The following is a 26,929-nucleotide window of genomic DNA, read 5'->3' on the forward strand; positions in this document are numbered from 1 at the left end:
CGTTATTCCTTGTTGACCGCTCAGCCTACTTGACCGCACCGAAGGTGAGGCCGCGAACGAGTTGTTTCTGGCTGAACCAGCCCATGATGAGAATTGGCGCGATTGCCATGGTCGAAGCGGCGGAAAGCTTGGCGTAGAACAGGCCTTCCGGGCTCGAATAGGAGGCAATGAAGGCGGTGAGCGGCGCGGCTTTTGAGGCGCTGAGGTTCAGCGTCCAGAAGGCTTCGTTCCAGGAGAGAATGATGTTGAGGAGAAGCGTCGAGGCAATGCCCGGGACCGCCATCGGCGTCAGCACATAGACGATTTCCTTGGGCAGCGAGGCACCGTCCATGCGGGCCGCTTCCAGGATCTCGCCGGGGATTTCCTTGAAATAGGTGTAGAGCATCCACACGATGATCGGCAGGTTGATCAGCGTCAGCACGATGACGAGACCGGTGCGGGTATCGAGCAGGCCGCCATCGCGGAAGATGAGGTAGATCGGGATGAGCGCGCCAACCGGCGGCATCATCTTCGTCGACAGCATCCACATCAGCACATCCTTGGTGCGCTTGGTCGGCGAAAAGGCCATGGCCCAGGCGGCGGGGATTGCGATAAGGAGGCCGAGGAAGGTGGAGCCGAGCGACACCACCACCGAGTTCATGAAGTGCAGGAAATAATCCGAACGCTCCTGAACCTGCGCGTAATTTTCCGTCGTCCAGTGGAAGAAGAGGAACGATGGCGGCGAGGCCACCGCTTCCGCTTCCGTCTTGAAGCTGGTGATGAAGGTCCAGAGGATCGGGAAGAAGATCAGGATGCCGAGCGTCCAGGCAATGGCGCTCATGATCAGTTTGCGGCGTGTCGATACCTTGCGTGCCATGGATCAGGCCTCCAGATTCTTGCCGATAAGGCGCACGAGGAAGATGGCGACGATATTGGCGAGGATGACGGCGACGATGCCGCCTGCCGATGCCCCACCGATATCGAACTGCAGGAGTGCCTGCGCATAGACGAGATAGGTGAGATTGGTGCTGGCCGTGCCCGGTCCGCCATTGGTGGTGACGAGGATTTCGGCAAAGACCGAGAGCAGGAAGATCGTCTCGATGAGAATGACGACGGTGATGGCGCGCGCCATGTGCGGCAGCACGATATAGAGGAAGCGGGACACGACCCCTGCCCCATCCATCTCGGCGGCATCCTTCTGCTCTTCATCGAGAGACTGGAGAGCGGTCAGCATGATCAGCGTGGCAAACGGCAGCCACTGCCAGGCCACGATGATGATGATCGACAAAAGCGGGATGGAGGCCAGAAAATCAAGCGGCGCAAAGCCGAAGCTGCGGGAAATCCAGGCAAACAGGCCGTTCACCGGGTTCATGAACATGTTCTTCCAGACCAGCGCCGACACGGTCGGCATGACGAAGAAGGGCGCGATCACCAGGATGCGCACAATGCCCTGCCCGAAAATCGGCTGATCGAGCAGAAGCGCGAACGCGATGCCGCCGATGATGGTGATGGTCAGCACGCCGCCGACCAGCAGAAGCGTGTTGGTGAGCGCTGCGAAGAACGCGGGATCGGTGAGGAAATACTGGTAGTTGAGGAAGCCCGTATATTCCTCCATGCCCGGCATCAGAAGATTGTAGCGCAGGAAGGAGAAATAGATCGTCATGCCGAGCGGCACGGCCATCCAGGCGAAAAGCAGGATGACCGACGGGGCCATCATCAGCCGTGCTGCGGAATGGGTGTGGGTCGTTGCCATGGGAGCCCCGGCTTACTGTCTGGAGTGTGAAACTGGAAAAGAGCCCTCTCTGGCTGCCGCCATCTCCCCCACAAGGGGGGAGACACGTGCCGCAACCCGTGCCGGACAAGACCGGCGCATCACGGCGTTCCCTTGGGAACAGTGACGCAGGCCGAAAGGCGTCAGCCCGGTTTCTCCCCCCTTGTGGGGGAGATGCCCGGCAGGGCAGAGAGGGCTTAAGGCCTCTTACTTCTTCGGGTAACCGGCCTTGGCCATTTCACGGCTGGTCAACTGCTGGGCACCCTGAAGCGCCTGATCGACCGTCATCTGGCCGGCAAGCGCTGCCGAGAACTGCTGGCCGACAGCCGTGCCGATGCCTTGGAATTCCGGGATCGCCACGAACTGGCCACCCGTATAGGGCACCGGCTTGACCGTGGGCTTTGCCGTGTTGGCAGCCGTCATGGCCTTCTGGGTCATGGCGGCAAACGGTGCGGCCTTCTGGTATTCGGCATTGGTGTAGAGCGAGGTGCGCGTGCCCGGAGGAACGTTGGCCCAGCCCTCCTTCGAGGCGACCAGCTCGGTATAGGCCTTGTCGGTTGCCCAGGAGATGAACTTCTGTGCCGCTTCTGCCTTCTTGGTGCCGGCCGGGATACCGAGGTTCCAGGCCCAGAGCCAGTTGCCGTGGTTGGTCAGGTCACCGGAGGTCGGGAAGAGCGCATAGCCCACCTTGTCGGCGACCTTGGATTCCTTCGGATTGGAGACGAAGGAGGCGGCAACCGTCGCATCGATCCACATGCCGCATTTGCCGGTCTGGAAGAGCGCGAGGTTTTCGTTGAAGCCGTTGGACGACGCACCCGGAGGGCCGGCATCCTTCATCAGGTTGACGTAGAAGGAGAGCGCCTGCTTCCATTCCGGCTGGTCGAACTGGGCCTTCCAGCTCTCATCGAACCAGCGGCCGCCGAAGGAGTTGGCGAGCGCCGTGATGAAGGCCATGTTTTCGCCCCAGCCGGCCTTGCCGCGCAGGCAGATGCCGTAGGTTTCAGACCCCTTGTCGGTGATCTTGCGGGCGGCATCGGCGATGAAATCCCACTTGGGGTTTTCCGGCATCGTAAGGCCTGCCTTTTCGAACAGGTCCTTGCGGTACATGATCATGGCGCTTTCGCCATAGAAAGGTGCCGCATAGAGCTTGCCGTCCACCGAAACTGCATCCTTGATCGCCGGCAGAAGGTCTGCCTGATCATAATTGGCGCCGAGCTTGTCGAGCGGCAGCAGCCAGCCCTGCTTGGCCCAGATCGGAACCTCGTAGGTGCCGATGGTCATGATGTCGTACTGGCCGCTCTTCGTTGCAATGTCGGTGGTGACGCGCTGGCGTAGAACGTTTTCTTCCAGCGTCACCCATTCCAGATCGATGCCGGGGTTCTTTGCCTTGAAGTCATCCGTCAGCTTCTGCATGCGGATCATATCGCCGTTGTTGACGGTGGCGATGGTCAGGGTTTCAGCCGAGGCAAGGCCGGAGAATGCCAGCGCGGAGACAGCGCCGAGCAGAATCGTCTTCAATGTCATGTCTTCCTCCCAGAAGAATACAGCGAGCATTCGCTTTGCTCGTGGGCAATTACTCATTTTAGCCTGCGACATGTCAAGCAGGATTCATCGCTGCAATGCAGCGGGAACCGCTCATGCCATTGATTTTAAATTGAATAAATTTTGCTCACAGGCTGAGCATATGCCCAGCTGTTGCCTCGTCCGTGATCAAGCCATTGATCAGCCGGCCCTGCAAGGCGGCGGCAAGCGCCTTTTCCTTGCGTTTTCCAAGCGCCACCCCGATCACCGTTCCGCTCTCGCGCGGCGGGATGGAAACGCTGGCGACGCGATCGTTGATCGGATCCTCCAGCAGGCGTCCGGCATGATCGAACATCCAGCCACAGATCTCGCCGGTGGCGCCCGCGGCCATCAGGCTCGTCATTTCGTCCGGCGCCAGAAAGCCGTCGACACAGAGCGGCGCATCGACGCCCAGTTCCCCGATGCCGACAAAGGTGACATCGGCCATGGCGCCAAGCTTCAAGGTGGATTGCACGATGGGCTGGAGATGCAAAAGGTCCCGCTCATCGGCCGAAGAGCACAGGACCGGCAGCGGCATCGGAAAATGTCGCGCCTTGATGGCATCGGCCATGGAAAAGATGACGTTGTAATAGGCCGCCGAGCCGTCCGGGCCGATATTGCCGGTGAGCGACACGATGCGGTGCTGCGGGCACTCCATCGGCGGCAGCTGATCGACCGCGGCCTTCAGCGTGCGCCCCGTGCCGATGGCAAGCACGATCGGTTCGGGCTTCTTCAGCCATCGCTCGATTTCGGCAGCGGCCGCTTCGGCAATGCCGACGGTGGTCGAGGTCCCGGCCGGGTCGGAGGGCACGACTTCGACATGGATGAGATCGAATTTCGCCTTCAGCGCGGCCGACAGCTCAAGGCAGGCGGCAATCGGATGATCGACCCGCACCTTGATCAGCCGTTCGGCAACGGCCAGCGAAACGAGGCGCTGCGCCGACTGGCGCGAAATGCCCATGGCCGCTGCAATTTCGTCCTGCGTGCGACCGGCGACGTAATAGAGCCATCCGGCGCGTGCTGCGTCGTCCAGCCTACCCTGCGTATCCGAGCGCCTCGCCATCCGGTAACCCTTGCAAACACTTGAGGCTCGTTGCTGGCATGATTGGGCCGATCCTGTCAAATGGACCGTCCGCCCGCGCCTCCCCTGTGGCAAGGAGGCGGGCCGCTCTTCCCCAGGAGCGGCGGGCGCCTTTTGCGGGCCGCCGGCCTATTCCACCTGGACCAGATGTCCCTCCGAAACCTGTCGATAACTGCGCACCGGCGGCACATAGCCGGCCGGGCGAACCGGGCTCTTGATCTCGTCGGTCGACAGGTTGCGCTTGATCGCGCGGCGCGCCGGATCAGGCACCGGCACGGCCGCCATCAGCTTTTTCGTATACGGATGCTGTGGATTGTCGAAAACGGCAGCCCGCGGGCCGATCTCGACGATCTCTCCGAGATACATCACCGCCACCCGATGGCTGACGCGCTCGACCACGGCCATGTCGTGGGAAATGAACAGATAGGCAAGGTTGAGGCTCTGCTGCAGATCAAGCAGCAGATTGCACACCTGCGCCTTGATCGACACATCGAGCGCAGACACCGCCTCGTCGGCCACGATCACCTTCGGATCGAGCATCAGCGAACGGGCAATGGCGATGCGCTGGCGCTGGCCGCCGGAAAATTCGTGCGGATAGCGCCGCATCATGTCCGGCGACAGGCCGACTTTCGTCAGAAGATCTGCCGCCTTGTCGCGGGCATCGGATTTGGAGCCAAGATTGTGCTCGATGAACGGCTCCATGACCGCAGAGCCCACGCTCATGCGCGGATTGAGGCTGGCGAAGGGATCCTGAAAAACCATCTGCACGGACCGGCGCATGGTGCGCAGCGTCGTGCGGTCGAGGTTCATCACATTGTAGCCGTCGAGCGTCACCTGCCCGCTGGTCGGTTCCACAAGGCGGGTGACGGAGCGGCCGGTGGTGGATTTGCCGCAACCGGATTCGCCGACAAGCGACAGGGTTTCACCCGCGAACAGGTCGAAGGACACGTTTTCCACCGCATGCACTGCGCCCGTCTGGCGCCCGAAAATGCCCGACCGGATGGCAAAGCGCGTCGTCAGATCCTTCACCTCGAGGATCGGCGTCTTACCCTTGTCGACGGTATCGATCACCTCCACGAGCGGCTGCGCTTCGCCGGACTGGATGTCGATAATGGGGAATTTCGCCGGCAGCGCGCGATCCTGCATGGAACCGAGGCGCGGCACGGCTGCCAGAAGCGCGCGGGTGTACGGGTGCTGGCCGCGATGGAAAATGTCGTCGGTGGCGCCGGTTTCGACCGTATCGCCGCGGAACATCACGATGGTGCGATCGGCAATCTCCGCCACCACACCCATGTCATGGGTGATGAAGAGAACCGCCATGCCCTCCTCTTCCTGAAGATCCTTGATGAGATCGAGGATCTGGCCCTGGATGGTCACGTCCAGCGCCGTCGTCGGCTCGTCGGCAATGAGAAGTTTCGGGCGCGAGGCGAGCGCCATGGCAATCATCACGCGCTGGCGCATGCCGCCTGAAAACTGGTGCGGATATTCGTCGAAACGCCCCTTGGCATTGGGGATGCGCACCTTGTCGAGCAGCCGCAGCACTTCCGCCTTGGCGTCGTTGAAGGACATGTTCTGGTGGACGGTCAAGGCCTCGGCGATCTGCTTGCCGATCGGGAAGATCGGGTTGAGCGAGGTCATCGGCTCTTGAAAAATCATGGAGATGTCGTTGCCGCGAACCTTGCGCATCTCCTCTTCCGGCAGGGAGAGAAGTTCACGCCCGCCAAGCGTGACCTTGCCCTCGATCTTGCTCGACGACTTCGGCAGAAGCCGCATCAGCGAGAGCGAGGTTACGCTCTTGCCCGAGCCTGATTCGCCAACGATTGCCACGGTCTCGCGCGGGGCAATGGAAAAGTTCATGTTGCGCACCACCGAGCGCCAGTGGCCATTGACCCTGAACGAGGTGGTGAGGTTTTCGACCTTCAGCACCGGGCTTGCGGCTGCGTCCGCCGGTTTTACATGGGTGTCAGACACAGGCATCTCCTTCAACTTTGCGGGCATACAGGGCGGGACAGATCAGGCCGCCAGCGCCGTTTCGGCAAGCGTGACCCAGTAGCTGATGCCATAGGGGATCGCCTCGTCGTTAAAGTCATAGGCCGGGTGATGCAGGTTGGCCGTGGCACCGACGCCAAGGAAGACGAAGGCACCGGGCCGGGCTTCCAGCATGTAGGAAAAGTCTTCCGCGCCCATTTTCGGCGGCGCATTGGTTTCGACGCGCTGTTCGCCAGAAATATTGGCCGCGACTGAGGCTGCAAAATCCGTCTGGTCCGGATGATTGACGGTGACCGGATAGCCGCGATGATAGGTGACTTCGGCCACCGCGCCATGCGCAAGCGCCGTGCCTTCAGCCACCTCCACAAGGCGCTTTGCAGCAAAATCACGCACTTCAGGGTCGAGCGTGCGCACCGTTCCGGTGAGCTTCACCTCCATCGGGATGACGTTATACGCATCGCCGCCATGGGTGGTGGTGACGGAGACGACAACCGATTTCAGGGGATCAACGGCGCGCGAAGCGATCGACTGCAGGGCGATGATGATATGGGCCGATGTCAAAACCGGATCGATCGAAACATGCGGTTGGGCGGCGTGGGCGCCCTTACCCTTCACGACGATCTCGAACGTATCGGCCGCGGCCATTACGCCGCCCTTGCGCATGGAAAAATCGCCGACCGGCAGGCCGGGCATGTTGTGCATGCCATAGACTTCCTTGATGGCGAATTTTTCCATCATGCCGTCTTCCACCATGGCCAGACCACCAGCGCCACCTTCTTCAGCGGGCTGGAAGATCACGGCGACCGAGCCGGCAAAACGGCGGGTTTCGCACAGATACTGTGCGGCCCCGAGCAGCATGGCCGTGTGCCCGTCATGGCCGCAGGAATGCGCCTTGCCTGGGGTTTTCGACGCCCAGGCGACACCGGTGTCTTCGACGATGGGAAGCGCGTCCATGTCAGCGCGCATGCCGATCACCGGCCCCTCTCCGAGCGTCCCCTTGATGATGCCAACGACGCCGGTGCGACCGATGCCGGTTTCCACCACGTCGCAGCCGAAGGCCTTCAGCTTTTCAGCGACAAACGACGCGGTCTGGATGACATCATACAAAAGCTCCGGGTTTTCATGGAGATGGCGTCTCCATCCGGCTACCTCTTCCTGCATTTCGGCAGCGCGATTGAGAACTGGCATTGATGCACCCTCGTCTGTCTTTTCAGCTGTTTCCCGTATCTGGCGCCGATATTGCGACGTCCTTCAGTGTTTTTGCAAGCTTCAATTTTCGTTCTTGAACGTAATTTAGGCTTGTGTTTAGATAGCTTAAAATTTGTTCACATCCTGCCAAACGAGCCGAACAAGGCCATGGCGGATGCGCGTCATACCAGGAGGCGATCAACGAAATTCGCCATCACGCTGAGAGGAAACAGCGCGGTGGCGATGCGGTCTGGCAGACCAGGGCCGAGGCGCGGCCGACAATCACTCAAAAACATCTTCAAGGGGAAAAGAATGAAGAGCTTGAAAATCCTGCTTGCCGGTACGGTGGCGGCACTGGCGCTTGGCGGCGCAGCGCAGGCACAGCGAGGAACCGATGGCGACCTGAAAATCCTGTTCTGGCAGGCGGTCTCCACCCTCAATCCGTATCTCTCCGGTGGCACCAAAGAAGTCTACAGCTCTTCCATGGTCATCGAGCCGCTGGCTCGCTACGACGAGACGGGGACGCTCGTTCCGTGGCTGGTGAGCGAAATCCCGACCGTTGCCAATGGCGGCGTCGCCTCCGACATGAAGAGCATCACCTGGAAGATCAAGCCGGGCGTCAAGTGGTCGGACGGCAGCGCGTTTACCGCCGATGACGTGGTCTTTACCTGGCAGTATTGCACCGCCCCGGATGGCGGTTGCGCCCAGAAGGCGCAGTATGAAGGCATCACCAAGGTCGAAGCGGTCGATCCGCAGACGGTGAAAGTCTCCTTCGCAGAGCCTAAATATTATCCCTATGGCGCCTTTGTCGGCGCGCAATCGCCGGTCATCCAGAAGGCGCAGTTCAAGGATTGCGTCGGCGCCAAGGCCCCGGGCTGCACCGCGGCCAATTTCGGCCCGATCGGCACCGGCCCGTTCGTTGTGAAGGAATTCAAGCCGAACGACGTGATCACCTTCGTCGCCAATCCGAATTTCCGCGATGCGGCAAAGCCGGCCTTTGCCTCCGTCACGCTGAAGGGCGGCGGAGATGCGGCATCGGCCGCCCGTGCGGTTCTCGAGACCGGCGAATTCGACTATGGCTGGAACATGCAGGTCGAGCCGGAAGTGCTCGAAACCATGATGAAGGCCGGCAAGGGCAAGCTGGTAACCGCGTTCGGCACGCAGGTCGAGCGCATCAACCTCAACTGGACCAATCCTGACCCGGCGCTCGGCGACAAACGCTCCACCGTCGAAGGCGGCAAGCATCCGTCGCTGTCGGATCCGGCCGTGCGCAAGGCGCTGTCGATGGCCATCGACCGCGACATCATCAACGAAGCGGGCTATGGCGCGGCCGGCAAGCCGACCTGTAACATCGTCCCGGCTCCGGATATCTACATCTCCACAGCCAATGACTGGTGCCTGAAGCAGGATATCGCCGGCGCCAACAAGCTGCTCGACGATGCAGGCTGGAAGAAGGGCGGCGACGGCATCCGCGCCAAGAACGGCGTGAAGCTGTCCTATCTCTACCAGACCTCGACCAACTCCGTGCGCCAGGGCACCCAGGCGCTCGTGAAAGACTGGTGGCAGCAGATTGGCGTGGCAAGCGAGCTGCGCAACATCTCGGCTTCCGTGTTCTTCGGCGGCGATCCGGCAAGCCCCGATACGTTCCAGAAGTTCTATGCGGACGTCGAGATGTACACCAACAACTTCGACGGCACCGATCCGGAAAAATACCTGACCGAATGGCTCTGCAACAAGATCCCGGCCCCCGCCAATGGCTGGCAGGGCCAGAACATGCCGCGCTACTGCAACCCGGACTATGACAAGATCGTCGCCGAACTGTCGAAGACCTCCGACCTCAAGCAGCGCGCGGAACTGGCCAAGAAGGCCAATGACATGCTGACGGCCGAAGGCGCCCACATCCCCCTCATTCACCGTGGCCAGATTTCCTCCACGGCCGTCACGCTGCAGGGCGTGCGGATGAATGCCTGGGATTCCGAACTGTGGAACGTCGCAGACTGGTCCCGCAAGAAGTAACGCACTGAGCGCCGGTTCCGCTTCCTGCGGAGCCGGCATTTGCTTCTCCGCGACCGCCTGGAGACCACAGAATGTTTACCTATACGATCCGGCGACTGATGTTTGCCGTACCGACGCTGCTTGTCATCAGTTTCGTTATCTTTGCGCTCCTGGATCTGGCGCCCAACGATCCACTCGGCGATCTGCCGCTCACCATTCCGCCGGAAGTGCGCGAACAGATCCGCGCCGCCATGGGCCTCGACCAGCCCTTCCTGTTTCGCTACCTGAAATGGTTGCAACAGTTCTTCGTCAACGAACCCCTGAACATTCTTGAGCAGATGACCGGCTGGCAATTCGGCGATGGCAACCGCATGCGCGTGCTGTCCTGGGCCACCCGCAGTCCGGTCGTTGATCTCATCGTCCAGCGCATGCCGCAGACGCTCTGGGTCGTCGGCATGGCCTATGTCTTTGGCATTCTGCTGGCTATCCCCGTCGGCGTCATCTCCGCCTATAGGCAGTATTCGATCTTCGACCAGATCGGCACCTTCGTCACCATGGTCGGTTATTCGGTGCCGACCTTCTTCACCGGCGTGCTGCTGATCGTCATCTTTTCTTCCTGGCTGCAATGGTTCCCGTCGATCTACGACACCAATCTCGTCGTCCGGGACTGGTCGAGTTTCATCGCCCAGATCCGGCAGATGTTCCTGCCGGTTCTCGTGCTGGCACTCTACAACGCGTCGCAGATCACCCGCTTCGTACGCGCCTCCATGCTGGACAATCTCAGCCAGGATTATGTACGGACCGCCCGCTCCAAGGGCGTCAAGGAAAAGACGGTGCTTCTGGTGCATGTGCTGCGCAACAGCCTCATCCCGGTCGTCACCGTGATCGCGCTCGGCGTGCCGACGATCTTTTCCGGCGCCATCATCACCGAGCAGATCTTTCGCGTGAACGGCCTTGGCCAGTTGCTGATCACCGCCGTGCAGGGCGCCGATATTCCGCTCGTGCAGACGCTGACCTTCATCTTTGCCGTCCTCATCGTTTTGTTCAACCTGATTGCCGATGTGCTTTACGGCATCCTTGACCCGAGGATCCGCTATGACTGACACAGCCGCTGCCGTGCTGGCCGATACCCGCGCGGCCAACGAAACGCCGATGGCGCTGTTTCGCCGCAAGTTCGGTGCCCACAAGGGCGGCGTCGCCGGCCTTATCGTGTTCATCGCCATCCTGCTTATCGTCTATGTCGGGCCCTTGATCCATACCATCGACCCGAACAAGATCGACATCCGCGCCAAGAACCAGGGGCCGTCGCTGCTGCACCCGTTCGGCACCGACAATCTCGGCCACGACATGCTGGCGCAGGTGATGGCCGGCGGACAGATCTCGCTTGCGGTCGGAATGACCGCCATGCTGCTCTCGCTGCTGCTCGGCACACTCATCGGCGTTCTCTCCGGTTATTTCCGGCGGCTGGACGGGCCGCTGATGCGGCTGACCGATCTCTTTCTCGCCCTGCCGCTGCTGCCGCTGCTTTTGGTGATCATCCTGTTGTTTCGCGACACGCTGCGCACCGCCTTCGGCCCGGAAACCGGCATCTTCATCCTGATCGTCTTCGTCATCGGCATTACCAGCTGGATGCATACCGCCCGCATCGTTCGCGGCGATGTGCTGGCGGTCAAAAGCCAGGAATTCATCCTGGCGGCCAAGAGCAGCGGCATGCGGGAATACCGCATCGTGCTGCGGCATATTCTGCCCAATGTGCTCTCCTCCATCATGGTCTCGGCAACGCTCGGCATTGCGGCGGCGATCATCACCGAATCCGCTCTCTCCTTCCTCGGGCTCGGCTTTCCGTCGGATTTTCCGACCTGGGGGCGCCTGCTGTTTGACGGCACGAATTTTCTGCAGATTACCCCGTCCCGCGTCATGTGGCCGGGGCTTGCGATTTCGCTCACGGTGCTCAGCATCAACTATGTCGGCGACGCCATCCGCGATGCGCTGGACCCGCGCACCGTCTCACGCTGAGGCGGTCGCGGCTTTCATCCTCAAGCGCCCCCCGCCGGGGCGCTTCTGCCATCCGGCCGGCTTTTTTGCGAGATAATAAAAAAGAGATTTTTTTGCAGGGGAGCGGAACCAACAGGCGGGATGCCCGTTCTTAGTACATCTGGAAGCGCCCCCGTCCCCCCGCCCTTCAAGCTTCCAGATGCCTCTTCATCCCCCTCGAAGAGACCAACGGTCTCGATTTCCCCGGAAATCGAGACCGTTTTTTTATGCCCGGCAGCATCCGTGATGCGACTGCTTTCTTGCAGATGCCGTGCGACCGCTGCGGGCTTGCAATCTCATCTCATGAAGGAAAATTTGGTTTCGCCTCAAGGCAGGCCGCACACAGGGTGCGGCGCTCCTATTCGGAGGCGTGCTCGAGCGGGAACACCAGGCTGTAGCTGATGCGCTCCGGCGTAATGACGTAATGCGCCTTGCCGTTGACGGAGGCCGGTACGACCCGTTCCAGCACGGTGCTGCCGAAATGCGCCTTCAGGCTGTCTTCCTCACGCGCATCCAGACGGCCGGCGACGAGCGCCAGCCCCTCCTCCCAGCGCACTTCCAGACAATCCTGGCCATTGGCCTGGACACGGTTGCAGCTGATGGCGATGGCGCGACCGCTTTTGACCAGCGATCCGTGGCTGACGGCGTTGACGATCAGCTCATGCAGAGCAAGTCCCAGATGCAGCGACGCATTGGGTGACAGAAGCACGTCGTCACCGCTCACCTTCACCTGCTGCTGGTGCTCCGGCAGATATTTGTCCGTCTGCTGGCGCACAAGCTCGAAGAAATAGGCGCCGCGCCAGCTGGAATCGGTGATGAGATCCTGCGACTGCGACAGCGAATAGAGCCGGCCGCGAAACTTGTTCAGGAACATGTCGAGCGAGACGGAATAACGGGCCGTCTGCAGCGCGATGCTCTGGATGATGGCGAGAAGGTTTTTCGAGCGATGGCTGACCTCGCGCAACAATGCGCGCAGCAAACGCTCGCGATGGCGCTCTTCCGACCGATCGACGATGGTGGTGACCAGGTGCACGCCGCCCGCCGCCAAGGCGACCGCCTGGACGCGAAACTCGTAGATCTCGTCGGAATTGACGGAAATCTCCAGATGCTTCTTCTGGCCCGGTTCGGTAATGCCATCCTTCAGCATCTTCAGCTTTTCGGCGATATCACCACCAAAAAGGCTGCTGTCACTGGGGGATTCGGCCAAACCGGCAGACCATACGGACGGGAGATTGGTAACGAACAGGTAATTGCGATCGAGATCCTGGATGATCACGCTCGCTCCGAGATCGACAAGGGCTGGCATGAAAAACTCACGCAACTTGTCGTCACTCTCACCAGCCTGTTGCCATGTCAGCTGATGTGACAACAATTTTACTCCGCCCTTTCCGATTGACCGTGGAACTTGCAGCCCGGCCAATGCAACACCTTATAGGACCTACGCCCCTCAGGAACAACCCGAACGGCAATGAATAAAAGACAGTGAAGGCAGGAGTGGACGCAAGATCAGGGTCACAGGATGTGACCCGCATACTATAATCAACGTCTAGACCTGCCTTCTTATTTGGTAAGACGCCCCGCGACTGAAATGGCAGAGCAGCTTCCGGTGAATTTCGCAGCGACTGAACGCATCGCCGCAGGGAATGTTCCGGAAAACTGTCATGCCATCATCAGGAGCGGCGCGTTTTGTCGAAAATCAAGCGGCGGCCTTGACGGTGTCGTTAAAGAACAGCGCCTGGCTGATCAGGGCCTTCACCATGTCCGGGTTGAAAGGCTTGGTGACCAGGAAAGCCGGCTCAGGCCGCTCGCCGGTCAAAAGCCGCTCCGGGAAGGCGGTGATGAAGATGACCGGGACGCTTGACGACTTCAGGATCTCGTTGACGGCATCGATGCCCGAGCTGCCATCGGCAAGCTGGATATCGGCAAGCACCATCTTCGGCTGCGACGTCTGGAACAGCGCCACGGCTTCCTTGTGCGTGCGGGCAATGCCGGTGACGCGGTGACCAAGATCCTGCACCATCTGCTCGATATCGAGCGCAATCAGCGGCTCGTCTTCGATGATCATGATCTCGGTCGCGACCTGCCGTGAAATTTCGCGCGAGGCCTCATCGAGAAGGCGGGTGGCTTCCTCGACACTGACGCCCAGAATTTCGGCCGTTTCCTCGATGGTGAACCCTTCCACCGAAATCAGCAGAAACGCGTGGCGCGCCTGCGACGGCAGGTTGGCAAGATTGGCGACGGCTCTCTGTTCCCAGGCAAAGGGAGACTCGATCGGGCGGATCTCGATTGAGGTGGAACCAAAAATGGCGACAAACAGTTTGTAAAGCGAAACGCGGTCCTTGGACGTTTCCGGAAAAATGGAAACATCTGCAATCAATGCCTCCAAGACCGCAGCGACATATGCGTCCCCCGAGGTCTGCGATCCTGTGACCGCGCGGGCATAGCGGCGCAGGTAAGGAAGGTGGGACGCAATGCGTGAGGTAAGTGACATTCAGAATCTCCCCTGATGCCCAATGGGCAATTAACGTGGTATCAACGGATGCGGCAAAAAAAAGTTCCGAGGCATGGGAACTTTTTTTCAGCCCACGCATTTAACGGAACGATATCGCAACAGGCGCCTGTGATGAGTGACGACGAGACCAGAAACAAAGATAAGATGACAACAGCACAATCGAACAACTTCCGGCCGGGCGCAATGCAGCCGAACGCGTCGATTTCCCGAAAGCTACGGGAATTCTACGACGCTGTGCAAGAGGAAGGTATTCCGGATCGATTTCTGGAGCTTCTTGAGCGTCTCGATGAGGCGGAGAAAAACGCCAAGGCGGTAAAAACGAAATGACCAGCAAGGACGAGGACGTCGATCGCGCCTTCAAGCGCGACCTCTTGGCATCTTTGCCCAATCTGCGCGCCTTTGCCGTCTCACTGACCGGGCGCCATGACAAGGCCGATGACCTGGTTCAGGATACGATCATGAAGGCTTGGGCAAACCAGGGCAGCTTCACCGCCGGCACCAATATGCGCGCCTGGCTGTTTACGATCCTGCGCAACGAATTCTACAGCCAGATGCGCAAGCGTGGCCGTGAAGTGCAAGATACCGATGGCCTGTTCAGCGAGCGGTTTTCCGTTCACCCGGAACAATATGGCCGCCTGGACCTGCAGGATTTCCGCAAGGCCCTCGATACTTTGCCCGACGACCAGCGCGAAGCCATCATTCTGGTCGGCGCCGCAGGCTTTGCCTATGAGGAAGCCGCCTCTATCTGCGGATGCGCCGTCGGCACCATCAAGAGCCGCGTTTCGCGCGCCCGCTCGCGATTGCAGGAAATCCTGGGCGTTTCCGGGGAAAGCGATTTCGGCCCGGATCCGGGCGATGCTGCAATTACCTCACGCGCCTTCGGCAGTTGACGCGATAAAACCGATCGTCTGCTGTGCGGCCCGCTGCACCATAGCGACAAGTTCCTCATCATCAAATGGACGCGCAATCACCGGAATGCCGGGAAATCCCGGCACGCCGCGCTGGACCATGCGATCGACCGATGAAAAAACCACGCCGGCGCCTTCCGACAGGCGCAGGCGGATTGCATCCTCGACAGGTGGCGTCAGAAGCGAGGCGTTGAGGAAGAGCACGTCGAATGGTCGGCTTTCCAAGGCGTGCGCGATCTCGCGAGGCACAGCGATTTCGGCTGTATAGCCCAGTTTTTCGGTCAAGACCTGTTCAGCCTCGAGAGCCACGAGATATTCGACGTCGATAATGAGGACATGCACACGGTGGTTCCCGATTGATGACGTGAGCCAAGGCGTAGATCACTCCCAATTATGAGGGTCATTTAAAAAAGACACATGCCGTGTCGCATTCTTGAGCTAGGATGAGCAACTTGTCGCGTCTTCGGTCCCTTCATGGCTCAAATGAAACCATTCAGTCCTCCCCGCATCCCCTGCAACCTCTGTCCCTTGCGTCGCCGTGAGAATTTCCGCGATTTCACGCCGGAAGAACTCGGCTTTGTCTCAACCTTCAAGATCGGGGAGCTGGCCGTCGATCCGGGCGCCACGATCATCGTGGAAGGCGAGATGCATCCGCAGCTCTATACGGTGCTGGCCGGATGGGGCTTTCGCTACAAGATCCTTGAGGATGGTCGCCGGCAGATCCTCAATTACATCCTGCCTGGAGACCTTGTCGGCCTGCAGGGCAATCTGATGCGGGAAATGCTGCATTCGGTGGAGGCGCTGACGCGCATGACGCTGTGCATCTTCGAACGCGACAGGCTGACATCGCTGTTTCGAAAGCACCCCTCGCTCGGCTACGACCTCACCTGGATCGCCTCCCGCGAAGAATCCATGCTGGACGAACACCTGCTCAGCATCGGCCGGCGCACGGCGCTGGAGCGGGCGGCCTATCTTCTCGCCTTCCTCGATCACCGCGCCCATGTGACGGGCATTTTCAACGAGGACGGAGCAAAGATCCTGCCGCTGACGCAGCAGCATGTGGCCGATACGCTCGGCTTGTCGCTGGTTCATACCAACAAGACGCTGCGCCGGCTGTCGGATGCCAATGTCCTGCGATGGCTCGATCGAGGCTCGGAAGTGCTGGAGCGGGAAAGGCTGTTCGACATTGCCGGCTGGCGCCCGACGGACGAAGGCCAACGTCCCTTCATCTGAGGACGCCGGCCATCATCATCTTGGTCTTGATCAGCGTCAGGCGCCCGGCTCAGCCTCGTTATCCGAGCCTGCTCCCATGAAGCGCGTGACAAGAAGCGCAAGGCCGCTCACCACCGCCGCGGCAGCAAGCGGCCGGGATTTGAGGAGGATAGGCAAGGCCGAGACAGCCGCCGTGATCATCAGCGCGCGGTTGCCGGCTGCCTGTTCCCGCCGCCGCCGCTCGTCCGCCCTGTTCTTCAAAAGGACAATGCTGAAGACGAGAAGCGCCACGGCAAGCGCCAGAAGCGCCACGATGCCAAGGGCCGCCGCAATGCTCATCATGGTGGCGAGATAGACGGCAAAGGCCGCAACGCCTGCCCCATAGGCCGTCAGCACGAAGAGCGCTGCAATGGCGTAAAGAACTGTGTTGCGTCGAAGCCGGTGCACGGTGGACCGCATGTCCATCGACACCAGCGAGGCGATCAGAGGGGCAAGACCGCCCATGATCAGCGGCGCGACAGGAGCGCGAACAGGAAGCCGACGCCGGCAGCGATGGCGACCGACTGCAGCGGCTTGGAGCGGATCTGGCGCTCCAGGTCCTGCTCCATCGACAGGGCCTGCGCCTTGGCTGCATCCATCATCTGGGCCGAGGCATCCATGGCATCATGCGAGGCGCGCTTGGCCTTGCTCTTCAGGTCATCGGCTTTCGAAGAGCCGGCAGCGGCAACCGTGCGGGCAAGGGCTGCAATGTCTTCGCGCAACTGCTGCAACTGCAGTTCGATATCGGCCTGCGAGCCGGTGCGCGGAAATTCATTCGGCGAATTCATGGACATTGGGATCTCCTTGAGAAATGGCAATTGCCTGGCAGGACTGCGGTGCGCGCGACAGACTGAAAAAATTCGGCGACAGAAAAACATGCCCCCGTCCGTATGCGTCCGGCGCCCGGTGGTTCGCCCGTCAACGACGAAGCTGCTGTTTTGTTCCACAGGACAAAGATTGCATAGCAGGCGCTTGCGCGCATTCTTTTTATGGACTGTGCGAACCGAGCCATCCTTGCGCAAAATCAAGCACGCAAGGATCAGTCGTCAGGTGTCGCAAGGGGTATCGATCGGCGATCGTCAGGCCACAGGCGGCTCGGGCCAGCGCGGCATCCCGCCCGACAGGGTTTCAAAGAGCTTTGACAGCTTCAGCACAAACTGGTCGGCATAGCGCGGGCCGACGATCTGCAGCCCGATCGGCATGCCAGAACGGGAGAAGCCGCAATTGATCGAGGAGGCCGGCTGCTCCGACATGTTCCACGGAACGGTGAAGGCAATATGCTCGAAGGGTGCTGCCGGGTCGTTGGTCGGCGAGGCCCATTCGGCCGGATAGGACACAATGGGATTGGTGGGCGAAATGACCGCATCCACCGTCGTGAACAGTTTGCCGCAGGTCTTGCGCATCTCGATGGTCTGGTTGAAGCCGCGCACGGCATCGACGCCCGAGACATCGGCGCCGCCCTTCGCCCAGTCGTAGATATAGGGCAGGATCGTATCGCGGCGCGCCTGCGGCATCGCCTCGATATCGCCCCAGAAACGCGCGCGCCAGAAATTGTCGAGCCCGTCCAGCATGGCGCGGGTGATGACCGGACCGACCGGCACGATTTCGGCCCCCGCCTGTTCCAGAAGCCGGGCAGCCGCGACCACGGCATCCTGAACCTCCTGTTCGGCGGCAAGCCCGGTTCCGGCGTCGAGCATCAGGCCGATCTTCAGGCCCCGCACATCCACATCGAAATCCAGCCAGTCGAGATCATTGGGCGGCAGCGAGGTTCCGTCGCGCCAGTCGGGCCGCGACAGCGTTGCCATGGAAAAGGCGGCGTCTTCAACCGTGCGCGTCATCGGCCCGGCGCAGCGCCCGACATAATAGGGATCGACCGGAATGCGCCCCTGGCTGGGCTTGAAGCCGAAAATGCCGGTCCAGCCGGCCGGAAGCCGCACGGAGCCGCCGATATCGGTGCCGATATGCAAGGGGCCGAAACCGGCAGCCGCAGCCGCCGATGCGCCGGCGCTCGAGCCGCCGGGGTTCTGCGAGAGATCCCAGGGGTTGCGGCTGAGCTTGTGGAAGCTGGAGAGCCCCGACGACAGCATGCCGTAATCGGGGCATGTGGTTTTCGCAAAGATCACCGCGCCATCTTCCCGGCAGCGGGCGGCAATCGGCGCATCGGCAGGCGCCGGCACCAGTTCGACGGCTTTCGTACCAAGCGGCACCGGATCGCCCTTCGTCGCAATCAACTCCTTCAACGTCAGCGGAATGCCATCGAGAGGTCCGAGCGTCTCGCCCTTCATCCAACGCTCGCCGGAGATTTTGGCCTGCGCACGGGCGCTTTCGGGGTCGTAGAGGTAAAGGGCTGCGATATGCGGCTCGAAGGCGGCAATCCGCTCCTCAACCGCCCGCCAGTATTCGAGCGGCGACAGCTTTTTTTCGGCAAAGAGGGTCCGGACCTGCCGGATGGTCAGTGTCAGCAATTCATTCATGGCGATGTCTTCGATCTGAAATCAGGATTGGTCACGAGGGTCTAAAAGGTCGCGCAGGCCATCGCCCAGCATGTTGAGGCCGAGCACCGCGAGCGCGATGGCCATGCCCGGCATCAGCGCCATCCATGGCGCCTGGCTGAGGTAAGTCTGTGCATCAGACAGCATGCGTCCCCAGGTGGGTGTCGGCGGGGGCATGCCGAGCCCGAGGAAGCTGAGGCCGGCTTCGGTGAGGATGGCAAGGCCAAGCTGGATCGTTACCTGCACGATGATCTGGTTGGAAATATTGGGCAGGATATGGGTGAGCGTGATCCGCGCGCGGTTGCGGCCCATGCCGATGGCCGCCATCACGTAATCGCGCGTCCAGATCTGGTTTGCGGCCCCGAGCGTCACACGGGCAAACACCGGCACCATGAAGACGGCAATGGCGATGATGGCGGTAAACCGCCCCGGCCCCATGAAAGCGCCGAGCATCATCGCCGACAGGATGGGCGGCACGGCAAAGATGATATCGCAGCCGCGCATGACCAGAGTTTCGGTAAAACCGCGCACGGCCGCGACAAACACGCCGACCAGAGTGCCGAGCGTGGCGCCGATAGCAACGGCCAGCAGCGAGGTGGACAGCGAATTCCAAGCCCCCACCATCAGCATGGAGGCAATGTCGCGGCCGAAATGATCGGTGCCGAGCAGGCCATAATCGAGCGGCGGCTTCAGCTTGTGGATGATCTGCATCTTCGTTGGCGGCAGCGGCGTCCAGACCAGCGAGAGAAGTGCCACGACGAAGAGGAAGGTGGTGATGACGAGACCCGAGAGCAGGATCGGGCGGCGCAACAGATACCGCATCAGCGCACTCCCGCCCGAAGCCTTGGATCAATCGCGAGATAAGCGAGATCCACAAGGAAATTCATGATGATGACGAGGCCGGAAAAGAACAGGATGACGTTCTGCATGACGATGATATCGCGCTGCGTCAGCGCCTGATAGGCAAGCCGCCCCAGGCCCGGCAGGTTGAAGACGTTTTCCACCAGCACCGCGCCGGCAATCAGGAAGGTGAATTGCAGCCCGAGAATGGTGACGACAGGCACCAGCGCATTGGGCACCGCATGCACCCAGAGCGCCGTCTTTTCCGACAGCCCCTTGGAGCGGGCGGTGCGGACGAAATCCTCGTTCATCACCTCCAGAACGGCGGTGCGGGTGACGCGTGTCAGAACGCCAGCCTGCGGCAACGCTAGTGCTATGGCCGGCAGCACCAGCGCCTTAAGCGCTGCCCAAAGACCATTGTCCCACCCCGGAAATCCGCCGGCGGGCATCCAGCCGAGGGTGACCGAAAACAGCATGACGAGGAGCAGGCCGACCCAGAAGCCGGGCACGGCAATGAAGACCTGCGAGATGACGCTTGCGCCGTAATCGACAAGGCTGTTGCGCCGTCCGGCCGAGATGACACCGAGCGGAATGGCAATCGCCATGGAAAGCGCGACGGCGAGCAGCGACAGCGGCACGGTGACCGCCAGCCGCTCGGCGATGAGGCCGGCCACCGGCACACTATAGGTATAGGAGGTTCCGAGATCACCCTTGAAGGCCGACAGGACCCAGGTGACATATCGAACCGGCAGCGGCTGATCGAGCCCCAGCTGGCGCTGCAGCGCCGCCAGCGTTTCCGGCGTGGCCGACGTTCCAAGCATCACGGATGCCGGATCGCCGGGCAGAAGATCCATCACGACAAAAATCAGCACGGAGACGATGAGGAGCGTCAGCAGAAGGCCCAGAAAGCGCCGCGCGATCAGCAGCAGGATCATTGCATCTCTCCGCAGCGGCGGTTTTGTCGCACAGGCCGAGGCCCTGCGCGCATGACAATTCCGATCCCTTGCCCGTCAGGGCAAAGGCGGCGGACATCTGAACTTACCATAGTCGTCTCATAGATGAGAAAAAGGGGTCCCGGCGGGTTGGCAGGCGCCGGGACCGGCGTGCATTACTGCGTCCAGGAGACGTTGGTCAGCACGTTGGAGGGGATCGGCTCGTGTTCCCAGAGACCGGTGAGGTTCTTGTTCCACACGCCGAGTTTCGGCATCACGAAAAGATAGAGCGCCGGCACGTCGTCCGCGAGGATCTTTTGCGCGTCGCCATAGAGCTTTTCCTGGGCTGCCGGATCGGTGGTTTCCTCCACCTTCTTCAGCACGTCGTTGAAGGCGGGGTTCTTGTAGTTGAAGTAATAGGGATCGCGCGCATAGATATCGATGTCCATCGGCTCGGCATGGGCAACGATGGTCATGTCGTAATTGGAGCCCTTGAAGACATCCGCCACCCATTTCGCCGGGAATTCGGTGGTTTCGATGTTGAGCGTCACGCCGATTTCGGCAAACATCGCCTGCAGCATCTGCGAGGAGCGCTGCGCATAGGCCATCTGCGGGGCCTTGATGGTAAAGGTGAGCCCGCTGCCATAGCCGGCCTGCGCCAGCAGCACCTTTGCCTTTTCCGGATCGTAGGGGTGGGTGCCGGTCAGGTCCACATAACCGCGGTCGTTTGGCGTATAATGGCTGCCGATCGGCGTGCCGAAACCGGACCAGGCGCCTTCCACCAGCGTCTTGCGATCCACCGCCATCATCAGCGCCTGGCGCACACGCTTGTCGTCGAACGGCTTCTTTGCGCTGTTCATGCCGGCAACGACCTTCAACTCGGTATTGCCGATGACGGTTGCAAGCTTGCTGTCGCCCTTCAGATCCTCAATCAATTCGGGCGCGGCAAATTCCGGGATGGCGTCGATATCGCCGGACTTCAGGGCCGCGGCCTGCGCCTGCGCATCCGCCACAAAGCGGAAGACGACCTTTTCAAGCTTCACCTTGACCGACTTGTCCCAGTAGTTGGGATTGGCGGCAAGCTCCACACGGTCGCCCTTCGTCCAGTTGACGAATTTGAACGGGCCGGTGCCGATGGGGTTGGTCTTGGCGTCTGCGGCATTTTTGGGCGCCACCATGACGGAGGCGGGCCAGCCCAGCCAGTAGAGAAGGCTGCTGTTGCGTGCCTTGAGCTTCAGGACCAGCGTCGAGGCATCCGGTGTCTCAACCGTATCGATTGCCTGGAAGAAACGCTTCTGTCCATTGGTGCTCTCCGGCCCGCGGGCACGGTCCAGCGTGAATTTCGCAGCGGCAGAATCAAACACTTCGCCATCGTGGAAGGTGACGCCGGTCTTCAGCTTGAACGTATAGGTCAGACCATCGTCGGATATCGTCCAGCTTTCGGCCAGCTGCGGCTTGATCTCGCCCTTTTCGTTGATGGTGACAAGACCCTCATAGACATTCTGCCAGGTGACCTGGCCGACCGCGACCGGGGCTGCAACCGTCGGATCGAGCCCCGGCGGCTCCACCGACATGCCAAGCGTCAGCGTCGTCTTCGCCGCCGCCTCGGCCGTGCCGTGCAGCCCTGCCCCGAGGCCGACCGCCAGCGCAGCCAAAAGCACGGCGCGGCGCGAGAGTGTCGTCGATGCACGAAGGAATGTGCTTCCCATTCTCCAACTTCCCCTTATTCTCGTTCTGCCACCGGTTCATCAGGCCCTGCGGGAACGCTGTTATGGCAAGAGAGTGGCACTTCGCAGGCGCACACACAATTAGCATTTTTGTGTGCCCTGTGTAGCGGAAAACGCTACACCGATGTCTTCTTCCGTTCAGACTGTTTCGGCCGGTCCGCGCCTCGCATGAAGGCTTCGATGAAGTCGACGAGCTTGGAGGCGGCGAAGGACAGCTGGCGGTCTGGCGCAACGCACAGATCGATCGAGGTGCGCACGCCCTTGCCAGCCGAGACGGGGATGGCCGCAAGCTGGCCGGAGCGTACTTCGCGGTGGACGGCAAGGGCTGGCAGAAGCGTCACGGCCGCCTCGCGCAGAACCAGTTCCTTCAGCATTTCCAAGGAACCGGTGACAAAGACCGGATCCAGCTCCACGCCGATCTTCAGGAACTGCTCTTCGAAGGCAAGGCGCGCGCCAAAGCTCTTGTCGGGAAGCGCCAGCGGCAGGGCGGCGATCTCGCGCAGCGAAATCTCCGGCTGCAATGCTGCCGGATGGTTGGCCGAGGTGATCAGGTCATAGGTGATTTCCGACCGCAGCCTGACCTTCACCCCCGACAGTTTGGGGGCAAAGAGGGTCACGACGAGATCCGCCTCGGCAGAGGCCAGCGCATCCAGCGCCTGGCGTGCGCTGGTGATGGCCACTTCGAAGCGCAGTTTTGGAAAGCGCAGGCTGAATTCCGCCAGCACCGGCGCAATCAGATTGGCAACGGTCGCGCCATTGGCAAAAATCGTCACCTTGCCGCGCTGCAGGCCCTTGAGGTCATCGATCAGCTGGTGGACGTGTTCGAGTTCCCTCAAAGTTCGTCCAGCCCGCGCCGCCAGTAGTTCGCCGGCGGCGGTCAGCTTGATGCCGCGATTGGAGCGCTCGACCAGTGTCGTGCCGAAGTAATGCTCGAGGTTCTCGATCTGGCGGCTGACGGCGGTAGCCGCAACATTGAGATTTTCGGCGGCCGCGCGCATCGAATTGGTGCGCACGAGCTCGTCGAAATACATGAGGGCACGAAGCTGCATCGGGATTCCTCGGTGCCACCGTCAGGCCGGAGTCAATCCCGGCGAAACCCTTCGCTCGCCACCAGAAGCGCACGGGTATAGTCTTCCGAAAAAGCGCGATTTTCCAGCGCATCGACCGACACTGTTTCGACCACCTTGCCCTTGCGCATCACCGTCAAACGCTCGCACATGTGGCTGATGACGCCGAGATCGTGGCTCACCATGACGAAGGTCAGCCCGCGATCTTTTCGCGCCTGTTCGAGCAGGTTGAGGATTTCCGCCTGGATCGAGGCATCGAGCGCAGAGGTCGGTTCGTCGAGCAGCAGGATTTTCGGCTCCAGGATGAGCGCCCGGGCAATCGCGATGCGCTGGCGCTGGCCGCCGGACAACTGGTGCGAATAACGGAAGCGAAAACCGCTGCCGAGACCCACTTCGTCAAGCGCGCGGGCAATGCGGACATCGACATCGGTAAAGCCGTGGATGGCGAGCGGTTCGAGCAGCAGCCGGTCCACGGTCTGGCGCGGATGCAGCGAACCGTATGGATCCTGAAACACCATCTGCACGGTGCGGTAAAAATCCTTGCTCCGCGTCTGGCCCCGGTAACTTGTCCCGGCCACCGTGAGGCTACCGCTTTCAAAGCTGTTGAGGCCTGCCACGGCACGCAGAAGCGTCGATTTCCCCGAACCGGATTCGCCGACGATGCCGAAGGATTCGCCCTCGCGCACATCGATGCTGACGTCATCGAGCGCCAGGAAATCGTCGAAAGCCACCACCATGTTGCGAACGGAAAGAGCAGACGCGCTCATAGAGCCCACTCCGGCTTTCGCTCCAGAACGGGCAGCGGATGGCGATGCGTTCCAATCGTCGGCAGGCAATTCAACAGACCTTGCGTATAGGGGTGTTTCGCCTCGGCGAGATTGGCCGAGGGCAGTTCCTCCACCACGCGCCCGCCATACATGACGATGACGCGGTCGCAGAAGGATGACACCAGCCGCAGATCGTGGCTGATGAAGATGAGGCCCATGCCGCGTTCGGAAACGAGCTTGTCGAGGATGGCGAGCACTTCGAGCTGCACCGTGACATCGAGGGCAGACGTCGGCTCGTCGGCAATCAGCAGCTCCGGCCCGCAGACCAGCATCATGGCGATCATCACGCGCTGGCCCATGCCGCCGGATACTTCATGCGGATAAAGATCGAAGACGCGTTCCGGATCGCGGATCTGCACCGCCTCCAGCATGGCAAGCGCGCGCGCCCTGCCCTCCTTCATCGAGACGTTCTCGTGGGTGCGCAAGGTCTCGATAATCTGGCGACCGATGGTCATCACAGGGTTCAGCGAATATTTCGGGTCCTGCAGGATCATGGCGACACGCTTGCCGCGCAGCGCCCGGCGCTGGCTGGCCGAGGCGGACAGGAGATCTATGCCATCGAAGGCAAGCGTCTTGGCGCTGATCTTTGCGTGGCCGGGCGTCAGCCCCATGATGGCGCGGCCGGTCTGCGACTTGCCGGAGCCGGATTCACCGACGATGCCGAGCCGCTCCTTGCCGAGCGTGAAAGACACGCCGCGCACGGCATCCACCTGTCCCGTGCGGGTGGGGAAGGAAACGCGCAGATCGTCGACGGTCAGAAGCTTGCTCATTGGCCGGCCTCCTTCGGATCGAGCGCATCGCGCAGGCCATCGCCCAGAAGGTTGAAGCCAAGGCTGACGATGAGGATGGCAAAACCCGGCATGGCGGCCACCCACCATTGATCGAGAATGAAGCGGCGACCAGACGCAATCATCGCGCCCCATTCCGGAAGCGGCGGCTGCGCGCCGAGGCCGAGGAAACCAAGGCCCGCCGCCGTCAGGATGATGCCGGCCATGTCGAGCGTGACGCGCACGATGAGCGAGGACGTGCAGAGCGGCATGACGTGACGCAGCACGATGCGAAACGGCGAGGCGCCCATCAGCTGCACGGCCGCGATGAATTCGGAATTGCGGAAGGTCAGCGTTTCCGCCCGGGCAATACGCGCATACGGCGGCCAGGAGGTCACGGCAATTGCCAGAATGGCGTTTTCGATGCCGGGACCAAGCGCTGCAACCAGTGCCAGCGCCAGCACGAGCTTCGGAAATGCCAGAAAGATGTCGGTGATGCGCATCAGGACGGCATCGACCCAGCCACCGGCATAACCGGCCACCGTGCCGACGATAAGGCCGATGGGGGCTGCGATGATGGCCACCAGCACGACGACAAGCAGCGTCAGCCGCGAGCCGTGGATGAGGCGCGAGAGGATATCGCGGCCCTGATCGTCTGTGCCGAGGATATAGCCATCCGTGCCCGGCGGCAGAAGACGGGCATTGCGCAGGTCACCCACGACAGGGTTATGCGGCGAAATGAGATCGGCAAGCCCGGCAATGACGATCAGCGCCAGGATGATGAACAGGCCGACGAGCGCCAGGCGATTCTCCGAGAACCGGCGCCAGATGACATAGGCACGGCCGAGCTTGGCCTGCCGCCGCGAGGTCGGGCGATCCGAGAGCAGCCATTCGCGGCTATAGGGTTTCAAGGTGGTCTGCGGCATGCTCATCGTCTGCGCGTCCTCGGATCCAGCGTCCGGTAGAGAAGATCGGACAGAAGATTGATGGTGATGAACACGGCGCCGATGACGATCGTGCCCCCGAGCACGGCATTGATATCGGCGTTCTGCAGCGAATTGGTGATGTAAAGCCCGATGCCCGGCCAGGCGAAGATCGTCTCGGTAAGAACCGAGCCTTCGAGAAGGCCAGCATAGGAAAGCGCAATGACGGTGAGCAGCGGAACGGCGGCATTGCGCAGCGCGTGGAACCAGATGATGCGGGTTTCCGACAGCCCCTTGGCGCGCGCGGCAACCACATATTCCTGCGCCAGCTCGTTCAGCATGAAGGAGCGCGTCATGCGGCTGATATAGGCCAGCGAAAAATAGCCGAGCAGCGAGGCGGGCAGGATGATGTGGCGAAACAGATCCCACAGCACATCCCATTGGCCCTGGATGATCGCATCGACCATGAAAAGCCCGGTGATCGGCGTGAAGGTATACTCATAGACGACATCAATGCGCCCGGGATAGGCGACCCAGTTCAGCCTTGCGTAAAAGAACAGCAGAGCCAGAAGCGCCAGCCAGAAGACGGGCACGGAATAGCCGATGAGGCCAATGACCCGCACGATCTGGTCGACAAGGCTGCCACGGCGCACGGCGGCCAGAACGCCGAGCGGAATGCCGAAGACGGCGCCGATCAGCGTGCCGAGCGTCGCAAGCTCCAGCGTTGCGGGAAAGACCCGGCGAATATCCTCCATCACCGGATTGGAGGAGAGCACCGAGACACCGAAATCGCCGGACAGGACCTGCTTCAGATAGAGCAGGAACTGGTGCCAGAGCGGCAGATTGAGGCCAAGCTGCTCGCGCACCCGTTCCACCACATGGGCGGGCGCGCGATCGCCAACGATGGCAAGCGCCGGATCGATCGGGATGACACGCCCGATGAAAAAGGTCACGGCAAGCAGGCCGAGAAATGTCGTCACGACCGTGACGGCAAAACGCAGCAGGCCTATGGCCGGGCTTGCGGTGCGGCGCCTTGGCCGCACCGCACCCGTTGTTTCAGGAAGCGTCAAGGGATCAGACCTTTCC

The 26,929-nt window shown here is 61.2% G+C and carries 26 protein-coding genes; 6 read left to right on the plus strand and 20 right to left on the minus strand.

The window, feature by feature from the left end; genetic code table 11:
* Positions 1-25: 25 nt before the first annotated feature.
* From ACEXP3_RS07835 to ACEXP3_RS07860, 6 genes are all read right to left on the minus strand, one after another.
* Positions 26-856 (minus strand): carbohydrate ABC transporter permease, encoded by an 831-nt coding sequence (locus ACEXP3_RS07835; RefSeq protein WP_210105471.1) that lies wholly within the window; start codon positions 854-856, stop codon positions 26-28.
* Positions 857-859: 3 nt separating this feature from the next.
* A complete protein-coding gene (locus ACEXP3_RS07840) occupies positions 860-1,732 on the minus strand; it encodes a carbohydrate ABC transporter permease (protein ID WP_377296741.1) in 873 nt (290 codons plus the stop codon).
* Positions 1,733-1,957: 225 nt separating this feature from the next.
* On the minus strand, positions 1,958-3,274 hold the full coding sequence (locus tag ACEXP3_RS07845) for an ABC transporter substrate-binding protein (RefSeq protein WP_210105469.1): 1,317 nt from the start codon (positions 3,272-3,274) through the stop codon (positions 1,958-1,960).
* A gap of 145 nt (positions 3,275-3,419) precedes the next feature.
* On the minus strand, positions 3,420-4,373 hold the full coding sequence (locus ACEXP3_RS07850) for a sugar-binding transcriptional regulator (RefSeq protein ID WP_210105468.1): 954 nt from the start codon (positions 4,371-4,373) through the stop codon (positions 3,420-3,422).
* Between the two features lie 147 nt (positions 4,374-4,520).
* Entirely contained in the window at positions 4,521-6,362 is a 1,842-nt protein-coding gene (locus tag ACEXP3_RS07855) for an ABC transporter ATP-binding protein (protein ID WP_377296742.1), read from the minus strand.
* A gap of 42 nt (positions 6,363-6,404) precedes the next feature.
* Entirely contained in the window at positions 6,405-7,568 is a 1,164-nt protein-coding gene (locus tag ACEXP3_RS07860) for a M20 aminoacylase family protein (protein ID WP_210105466.1), read from the minus strand.
* Positions 7,569-7,880: 312 nt separating this feature from the next.
* Here ACEXP3_RS07860 and ACEXP3_RS07865 point away from each other — a divergent pair, with 312 nt between their 5' ends.
* From ACEXP3_RS07865 to ACEXP3_RS07875, 3 genes are all read left to right on the plus strand, one after another.
* Entirely contained in the window at positions 7,881-9,584 is a 1,704-nt protein-coding gene (locus ACEXP3_RS07865; protein ID WP_210105465.1) for a peptide ABC transporter substrate-binding protein, read from the plus strand.
* A 71-nt stretch (positions 9,585-9,655) separates the two neighbouring features.
* The gene (locus ACEXP3_RS07870) at positions 9,656-10,666 is read left to right on the plus strand and encodes an ABC transporter permease (protein ID WP_377296743.1); all 1,011 of its coding nucleotides are present in this window, start codon (positions 9,656-9,658) and stop codon (positions 10,664-10,666) included.
* Between the two features lie 49 nt (positions 10,667-10,715).
* Positions 10,716-11,579, plus strand: coding sequence for an ABC transporter permease (locus ACEXP3_RS07875; RefSeq protein ID WP_245366221.1), 864 nt, complete (start codon positions 10,716-10,718; stop codon positions 11,577-11,579).
* A gap of 376 nt (positions 11,580-11,955) precedes the next feature.
* On the opposite strand, the gene ACEXP3_RS07880 is transcribed toward ACEXP3_RS07875, so the two are convergent.
* Together ACEXP3_RS07880 and ACEXP3_RS07885 are read right to left on the minus strand one after the other, a co-directional pair.
* On the minus strand, positions 11,956-12,903 hold the full coding sequence (locus ACEXP3_RS07880) for a sensor histidine kinase (RefSeq protein WP_210105462.1): 948 nt from the start codon (positions 12,901-12,903) through the stop codon (positions 11,956-11,958).
* Between the two features lie 390 nt (positions 12,904-13,293).
* Positions 13,294-14,088 (minus strand): response regulator, encoded by a 795-nt coding sequence (locus ACEXP3_RS07885; protein WP_377296744.1) that lies wholly within the window; start codon positions 14,086-14,088, stop codon positions 13,294-13,296.
* 165 nt (positions 14,089-14,253) lie between these two features.
* Between ACEXP3_RS07885 and ACEXP3_RS07890 the strand changes: the two genes are divergently transcribed.
* Both ACEXP3_RS07890 and ACEXP3_RS07895 read left to right on the plus strand, forming a co-directional pair.
* A complete protein-coding gene (locus ACEXP3_RS07890; RefSeq protein WP_210105660.1) occupies positions 14,254-14,436 on the plus strand; it encodes a NepR family anti-sigma factor in 183 nt (60 codons plus the stop codon).
* Positions 14,433-14,999: an RNA polymerase sigma factor gene (locus ACEXP3_RS07895; RefSeq protein WP_210105460.1), complete on the plus strand. Its 567-nt coding sequence runs from the start codon at positions 14,433-14,435 to the stop codon at positions 14,997-14,999. Before ACEXP3_RS07890 ends, ACEXP3_RS07895 begins: the two co-directional genes overlap by 4 nt.
* Here the strand turns inward: ACEXP3_RS07895 and ACEXP3_RS07900 are convergent.
* Positions 14,979-15,359, minus strand: coding sequence for a hypothetical protein (locus ACEXP3_RS07900; protein WP_210105459.1), 381 nt, complete (start codon positions 15,357-15,359; stop codon positions 14,979-14,981). The genes ACEXP3_RS07895 and ACEXP3_RS07900 overlap by 21 nt on opposite strands.
* A 132-nt stretch (positions 15,360-15,491) precedes the next feature.
* On the opposite strand from ACEXP3_RS07900, the gene ACEXP3_RS07905 reads away from it, so the two are divergent.
* Entirely contained in the window at positions 15,492-16,250 is a 759-nt protein-coding gene (locus ACEXP3_RS07905) for a Crp/Fnr family transcriptional regulator (RefSeq protein WP_210105458.1), read from the plus strand.
* A gap of 36 nt (positions 16,251-16,286) precedes the next feature.
* Here the strand turns inward: ACEXP3_RS07905 and ACEXP3_RS07910 are convergent, their stop codons facing one another.
* The 11 genes from ACEXP3_RS07910 to ACEXP3_RS07960 form a co-directional block, all read right to left on the minus strand.
* Positions 16,287-16,733, minus strand: coding sequence for a hypothetical protein (locus ACEXP3_RS07910; RefSeq protein WP_377296745.1), 447 nt, complete (start codon positions 16,731-16,733; stop codon positions 16,287-16,289).
* A 2-nt stretch (positions 16,734-16,735) separates the two neighbouring features.
* Positions 16,736-17,062 carry an ElaB/YgaM/YqjD family protein gene (locus ACEXP3_RS07915; RefSeq protein ID WP_210105456.1) on the minus strand — a complete coding sequence of 109 codons (327 nt, stop codon included), beginning with the start codon at positions 17,060-17,062 and terminating at the stop codon, positions 16,736-16,738.
* A 285-nt stretch (positions 17,063-17,347) separates the two neighbouring features.
* Positions 17,348-18,742, minus strand: coding sequence for an amidase (locus ACEXP3_RS07920; protein WP_377296746.1), 1,395 nt, complete (start codon positions 18,740-18,742; stop codon positions 17,348-17,350).
* A gap of 21 nt (positions 18,743-18,763) precedes the next feature.
* Positions 18,764-19,582, minus strand: coding sequence for an ABC transporter permease (locus ACEXP3_RS07925; protein ID WP_377296747.1), 819 nt, complete (start codon positions 19,580-19,582; stop codon positions 18,764-18,766).
* On the minus strand, positions 19,582-20,535 hold the full coding sequence (locus ACEXP3_RS07930) for an ABC transporter permease (RefSeq protein WP_377296748.1): 954 nt from the start codon (positions 20,533-20,535) through the stop codon (positions 19,582-19,584). The genes ACEXP3_RS07925 and ACEXP3_RS07930 overlap by 1 nt, the downstream gene beginning before the upstream one ends.
* Positions 20,536-20,708: 173 nt before the next feature.
* A complete protein-coding gene (locus ACEXP3_RS07935; RefSeq protein WP_377296749.1) occupies positions 20,709-22,241 on the minus strand; it encodes an ABC transporter substrate-binding protein in 1,533 nt (510 codons plus the stop codon).
* A gap of 134 nt (positions 22,242-22,375) precedes the next feature.
* Positions 22,376-23,308: a LysR substrate-binding domain-containing protein gene (locus ACEXP3_RS07940; protein WP_377296750.1), complete on the minus strand. Its 933-nt coding sequence runs from the start codon at positions 23,306-23,308 to the stop codon at positions 22,376-22,378.
* 32 nt (positions 23,309-23,340) lie between these two features.
* Positions 23,341-24,093 (minus strand): ABC transporter ATP-binding protein, encoded by a 753-nt coding sequence (locus ACEXP3_RS07945; RefSeq protein ID WP_377296751.1) that lies wholly within the window; start codon positions 24,091-24,093, stop codon positions 23,341-23,343.
* The gene (locus tag ACEXP3_RS07950) at positions 24,090-24,923 is read right to left on the minus strand and encodes an ABC transporter ATP-binding protein (RefSeq protein ID WP_210105451.1); all 834 of its coding nucleotides are present in this window, start codon (positions 24,921-24,923) and stop codon (positions 24,090-24,092) included. The genes ACEXP3_RS07945 and ACEXP3_RS07950 overlap by 4 nt, the downstream gene beginning before the upstream one ends.
* Complete coding sequence (locus ACEXP3_RS07955) at positions 24,920-25,852, minus strand: ABC transporter permease (RefSeq protein WP_377296752.1); 933 nt, start codon at positions 25,850-25,852, stop codon at positions 24,920-24,922. The genes ACEXP3_RS07950 and ACEXP3_RS07955 overlap by 4 nt, the downstream gene beginning before the upstream one ends.
* On the minus strand, positions 25,849-26,913 hold the full coding sequence (locus ACEXP3_RS07960; protein ID WP_377296753.1) for an ABC transporter permease: 1,065 nt from the start codon (positions 26,911-26,913) through the stop codon (positions 25,849-25,851). Before ACEXP3_RS07960 ends, ACEXP3_RS07955 begins: the two co-directional genes overlap by 4 nt.
* Between the last annotated feature and the right edge of the window lie 16 nt (positions 26,914-26,929).

It is taken from the genome of Neorhizobium fuzhouense (assembly GCF_042611105.1).
GTDB lineage: Bacteria > Pseudomonadota > Alphaproteobacteria > Rhizobiales > Rhizobiaceae > Neorhizobium > Neorhizobium galegae_A.

What these genes read in the sequence shown, in the direction of transcription:
- ACEXP3_RS07930 (WP_377296748.1), bottom strand. Translation starts at nt 20,535, where the DNA reads ATGATCCTGCTGCTGATCGCGCGGCGCTTTCTGGGCCTTCTGCTGACG.
- ACEXP3_RS07950 (WP_210105451.1), bottom strand. Translation starts at nt 24,923, where the DNA reads ATGAGCAAGCTTCTGACCGTCGACGATCTGCGCGTTTCCTTCCCCACC.
- ACEXP3_RS07850 (WP_210105468.1), bottom strand. Translation starts at nt 4,373, where the DNA reads ATGGCGAGGCGCTCGGATACGCAGGGTAGGCTGGACGACGCAGCACGC.
- ACEXP3_RS07835 (WP_210105471.1), bottom strand. Translation starts at nt 856, where the DNA reads ATGGCACGCAAGGTATCGACACGCCGCAAACTGATCATGAGCGCCATT.
- ACEXP3_RS07920 (WP_377296746.1), bottom strand. Translation starts at nt 18,742, where the DNA reads ATGAATGAATTGCTGACACTGACCATCCGGCAGGTCCGGACCCTCTTT.
- ACEXP3_RS07875 (WP_245366221.1), top strand. Translation starts at nt 10,716, where the DNA reads ATGGCGCTGTTTCGCCGCAAGTTCGGTGCCCACAAGGGCGGCGTCGCC.
- ACEXP3_RS07940 (WP_377296750.1), bottom strand. Translation starts at nt 23,308, where the DNA reads ATGCAGCTTCGTGCCCTCATGTATTTCGACGAGCTCGTGCGCACCAAT.
- ACEXP3_RS07890 (WP_210105660.1), top strand. Translation starts at nt 14,254, where the DNA reads ATGACAACAGCACAATCGAACAACTTCCGGCCGGGCGCAATGCAGCCG.
- ACEXP3_RS07905 (WP_210105458.1), top strand. Translation starts at nt 15,492, where the DNA reads ATGGCTCAAATGAAACCATTCAGTCCTCCCCGCATCCCCTGCAACCTC.
- ACEXP3_RS07885 (WP_377296744.1), bottom strand. Translation starts at nt 14,088, where the DNA reads ATGTCACTTACCTCACGCATTGCGTCCCACCTTCCTTACCTGCGCCGC.
- ACEXP3_RS07935 (WP_377296749.1), bottom strand. Translation starts at nt 22,241, where the DNA reads ATGGGAAGCACATTCCTTCGTGCATCGACGACACTCTCGCGCCGCGCC.
- ACEXP3_RS07895 (WP_210105460.1), top strand. Translation starts at nt 14,433, where the DNA reads ATGACCAGCAAGGACGAGGACGTCGATCGCGCCTTCAAGCGCGACCTC.
- ACEXP3_RS07915 (WP_210105456.1), bottom strand. Translation starts at nt 17,062, where the DNA reads ATGTCCATGAATTCGCCGAATGAATTTCCGCGCACCGGCTCGCAGGCC.
- ACEXP3_RS07840 (WP_377296741.1), bottom strand. Translation starts at nt 1,732, where the DNA reads ATGGCAACGACCCACACCCATTCCGCAGCACGGCTGATGATGGCCCCG.
- ACEXP3_RS07860 (WP_210105466.1), bottom strand. Translation starts at nt 7,568, where the DNA reads ATGCCAGTTCTCAATCGCGCTGCCGAAATGCAGGAAGAGGTAGCCGGA.
- ACEXP3_RS07845 (WP_210105469.1), bottom strand. Translation starts at nt 3,274, where the DNA reads ATGACATTGAAGACGATTCTGCTCGGCGCTGTCTCCGCGCTGGCATTC.
- ACEXP3_RS07870 (WP_377296743.1), top strand. Translation starts at nt 9,656, where the DNA reads ATGTTTACCTATACGATCCGGCGACTGATGTTTGCCGTACCGACGCTG.
- ACEXP3_RS07945 (WP_377296751.1), bottom strand. Translation starts at nt 24,093, where the DNA reads ATGAGCGCGTCTGCTCTTTCCGTTCGCAACATGGTGGTGGCTTTCGAC.
- ACEXP3_RS07925 (WP_377296747.1), bottom strand. Translation starts at nt 19,582, where the DNA reads ATGCGGTATCTGTTGCGCCGCCCGATCCTGCTCTCGGGTCTCGTCATC.
- ACEXP3_RS07880 (WP_210105462.1), bottom strand. Translation starts at nt 12,903, where the DNA reads ATGCCAGCCCTTGTCGATCTCGGAGCGAGCGTGATCATCCAGGATCTC.
- ACEXP3_RS07955 (WP_377296752.1), bottom strand. Translation starts at nt 25,852, where the DNA reads ATGAGCATGCCGCAGACCACCTTGAAACCCTATAGCCGCGAATGGCTG.
- ACEXP3_RS07865 (WP_210105465.1), top strand. Translation starts at nt 7,881, where the DNA reads ATGAAGAGCTTGAAAATCCTGCTTGCCGGTACGGTGGCGGCACTGGCG.
- ACEXP3_RS07910 (WP_377296745.1), bottom strand. Translation starts at nt 16,733, where the DNA reads ATGGGCGGTCTTGCCCCTCTGATCGCCTCGCTGGTGTCGATGGACATG.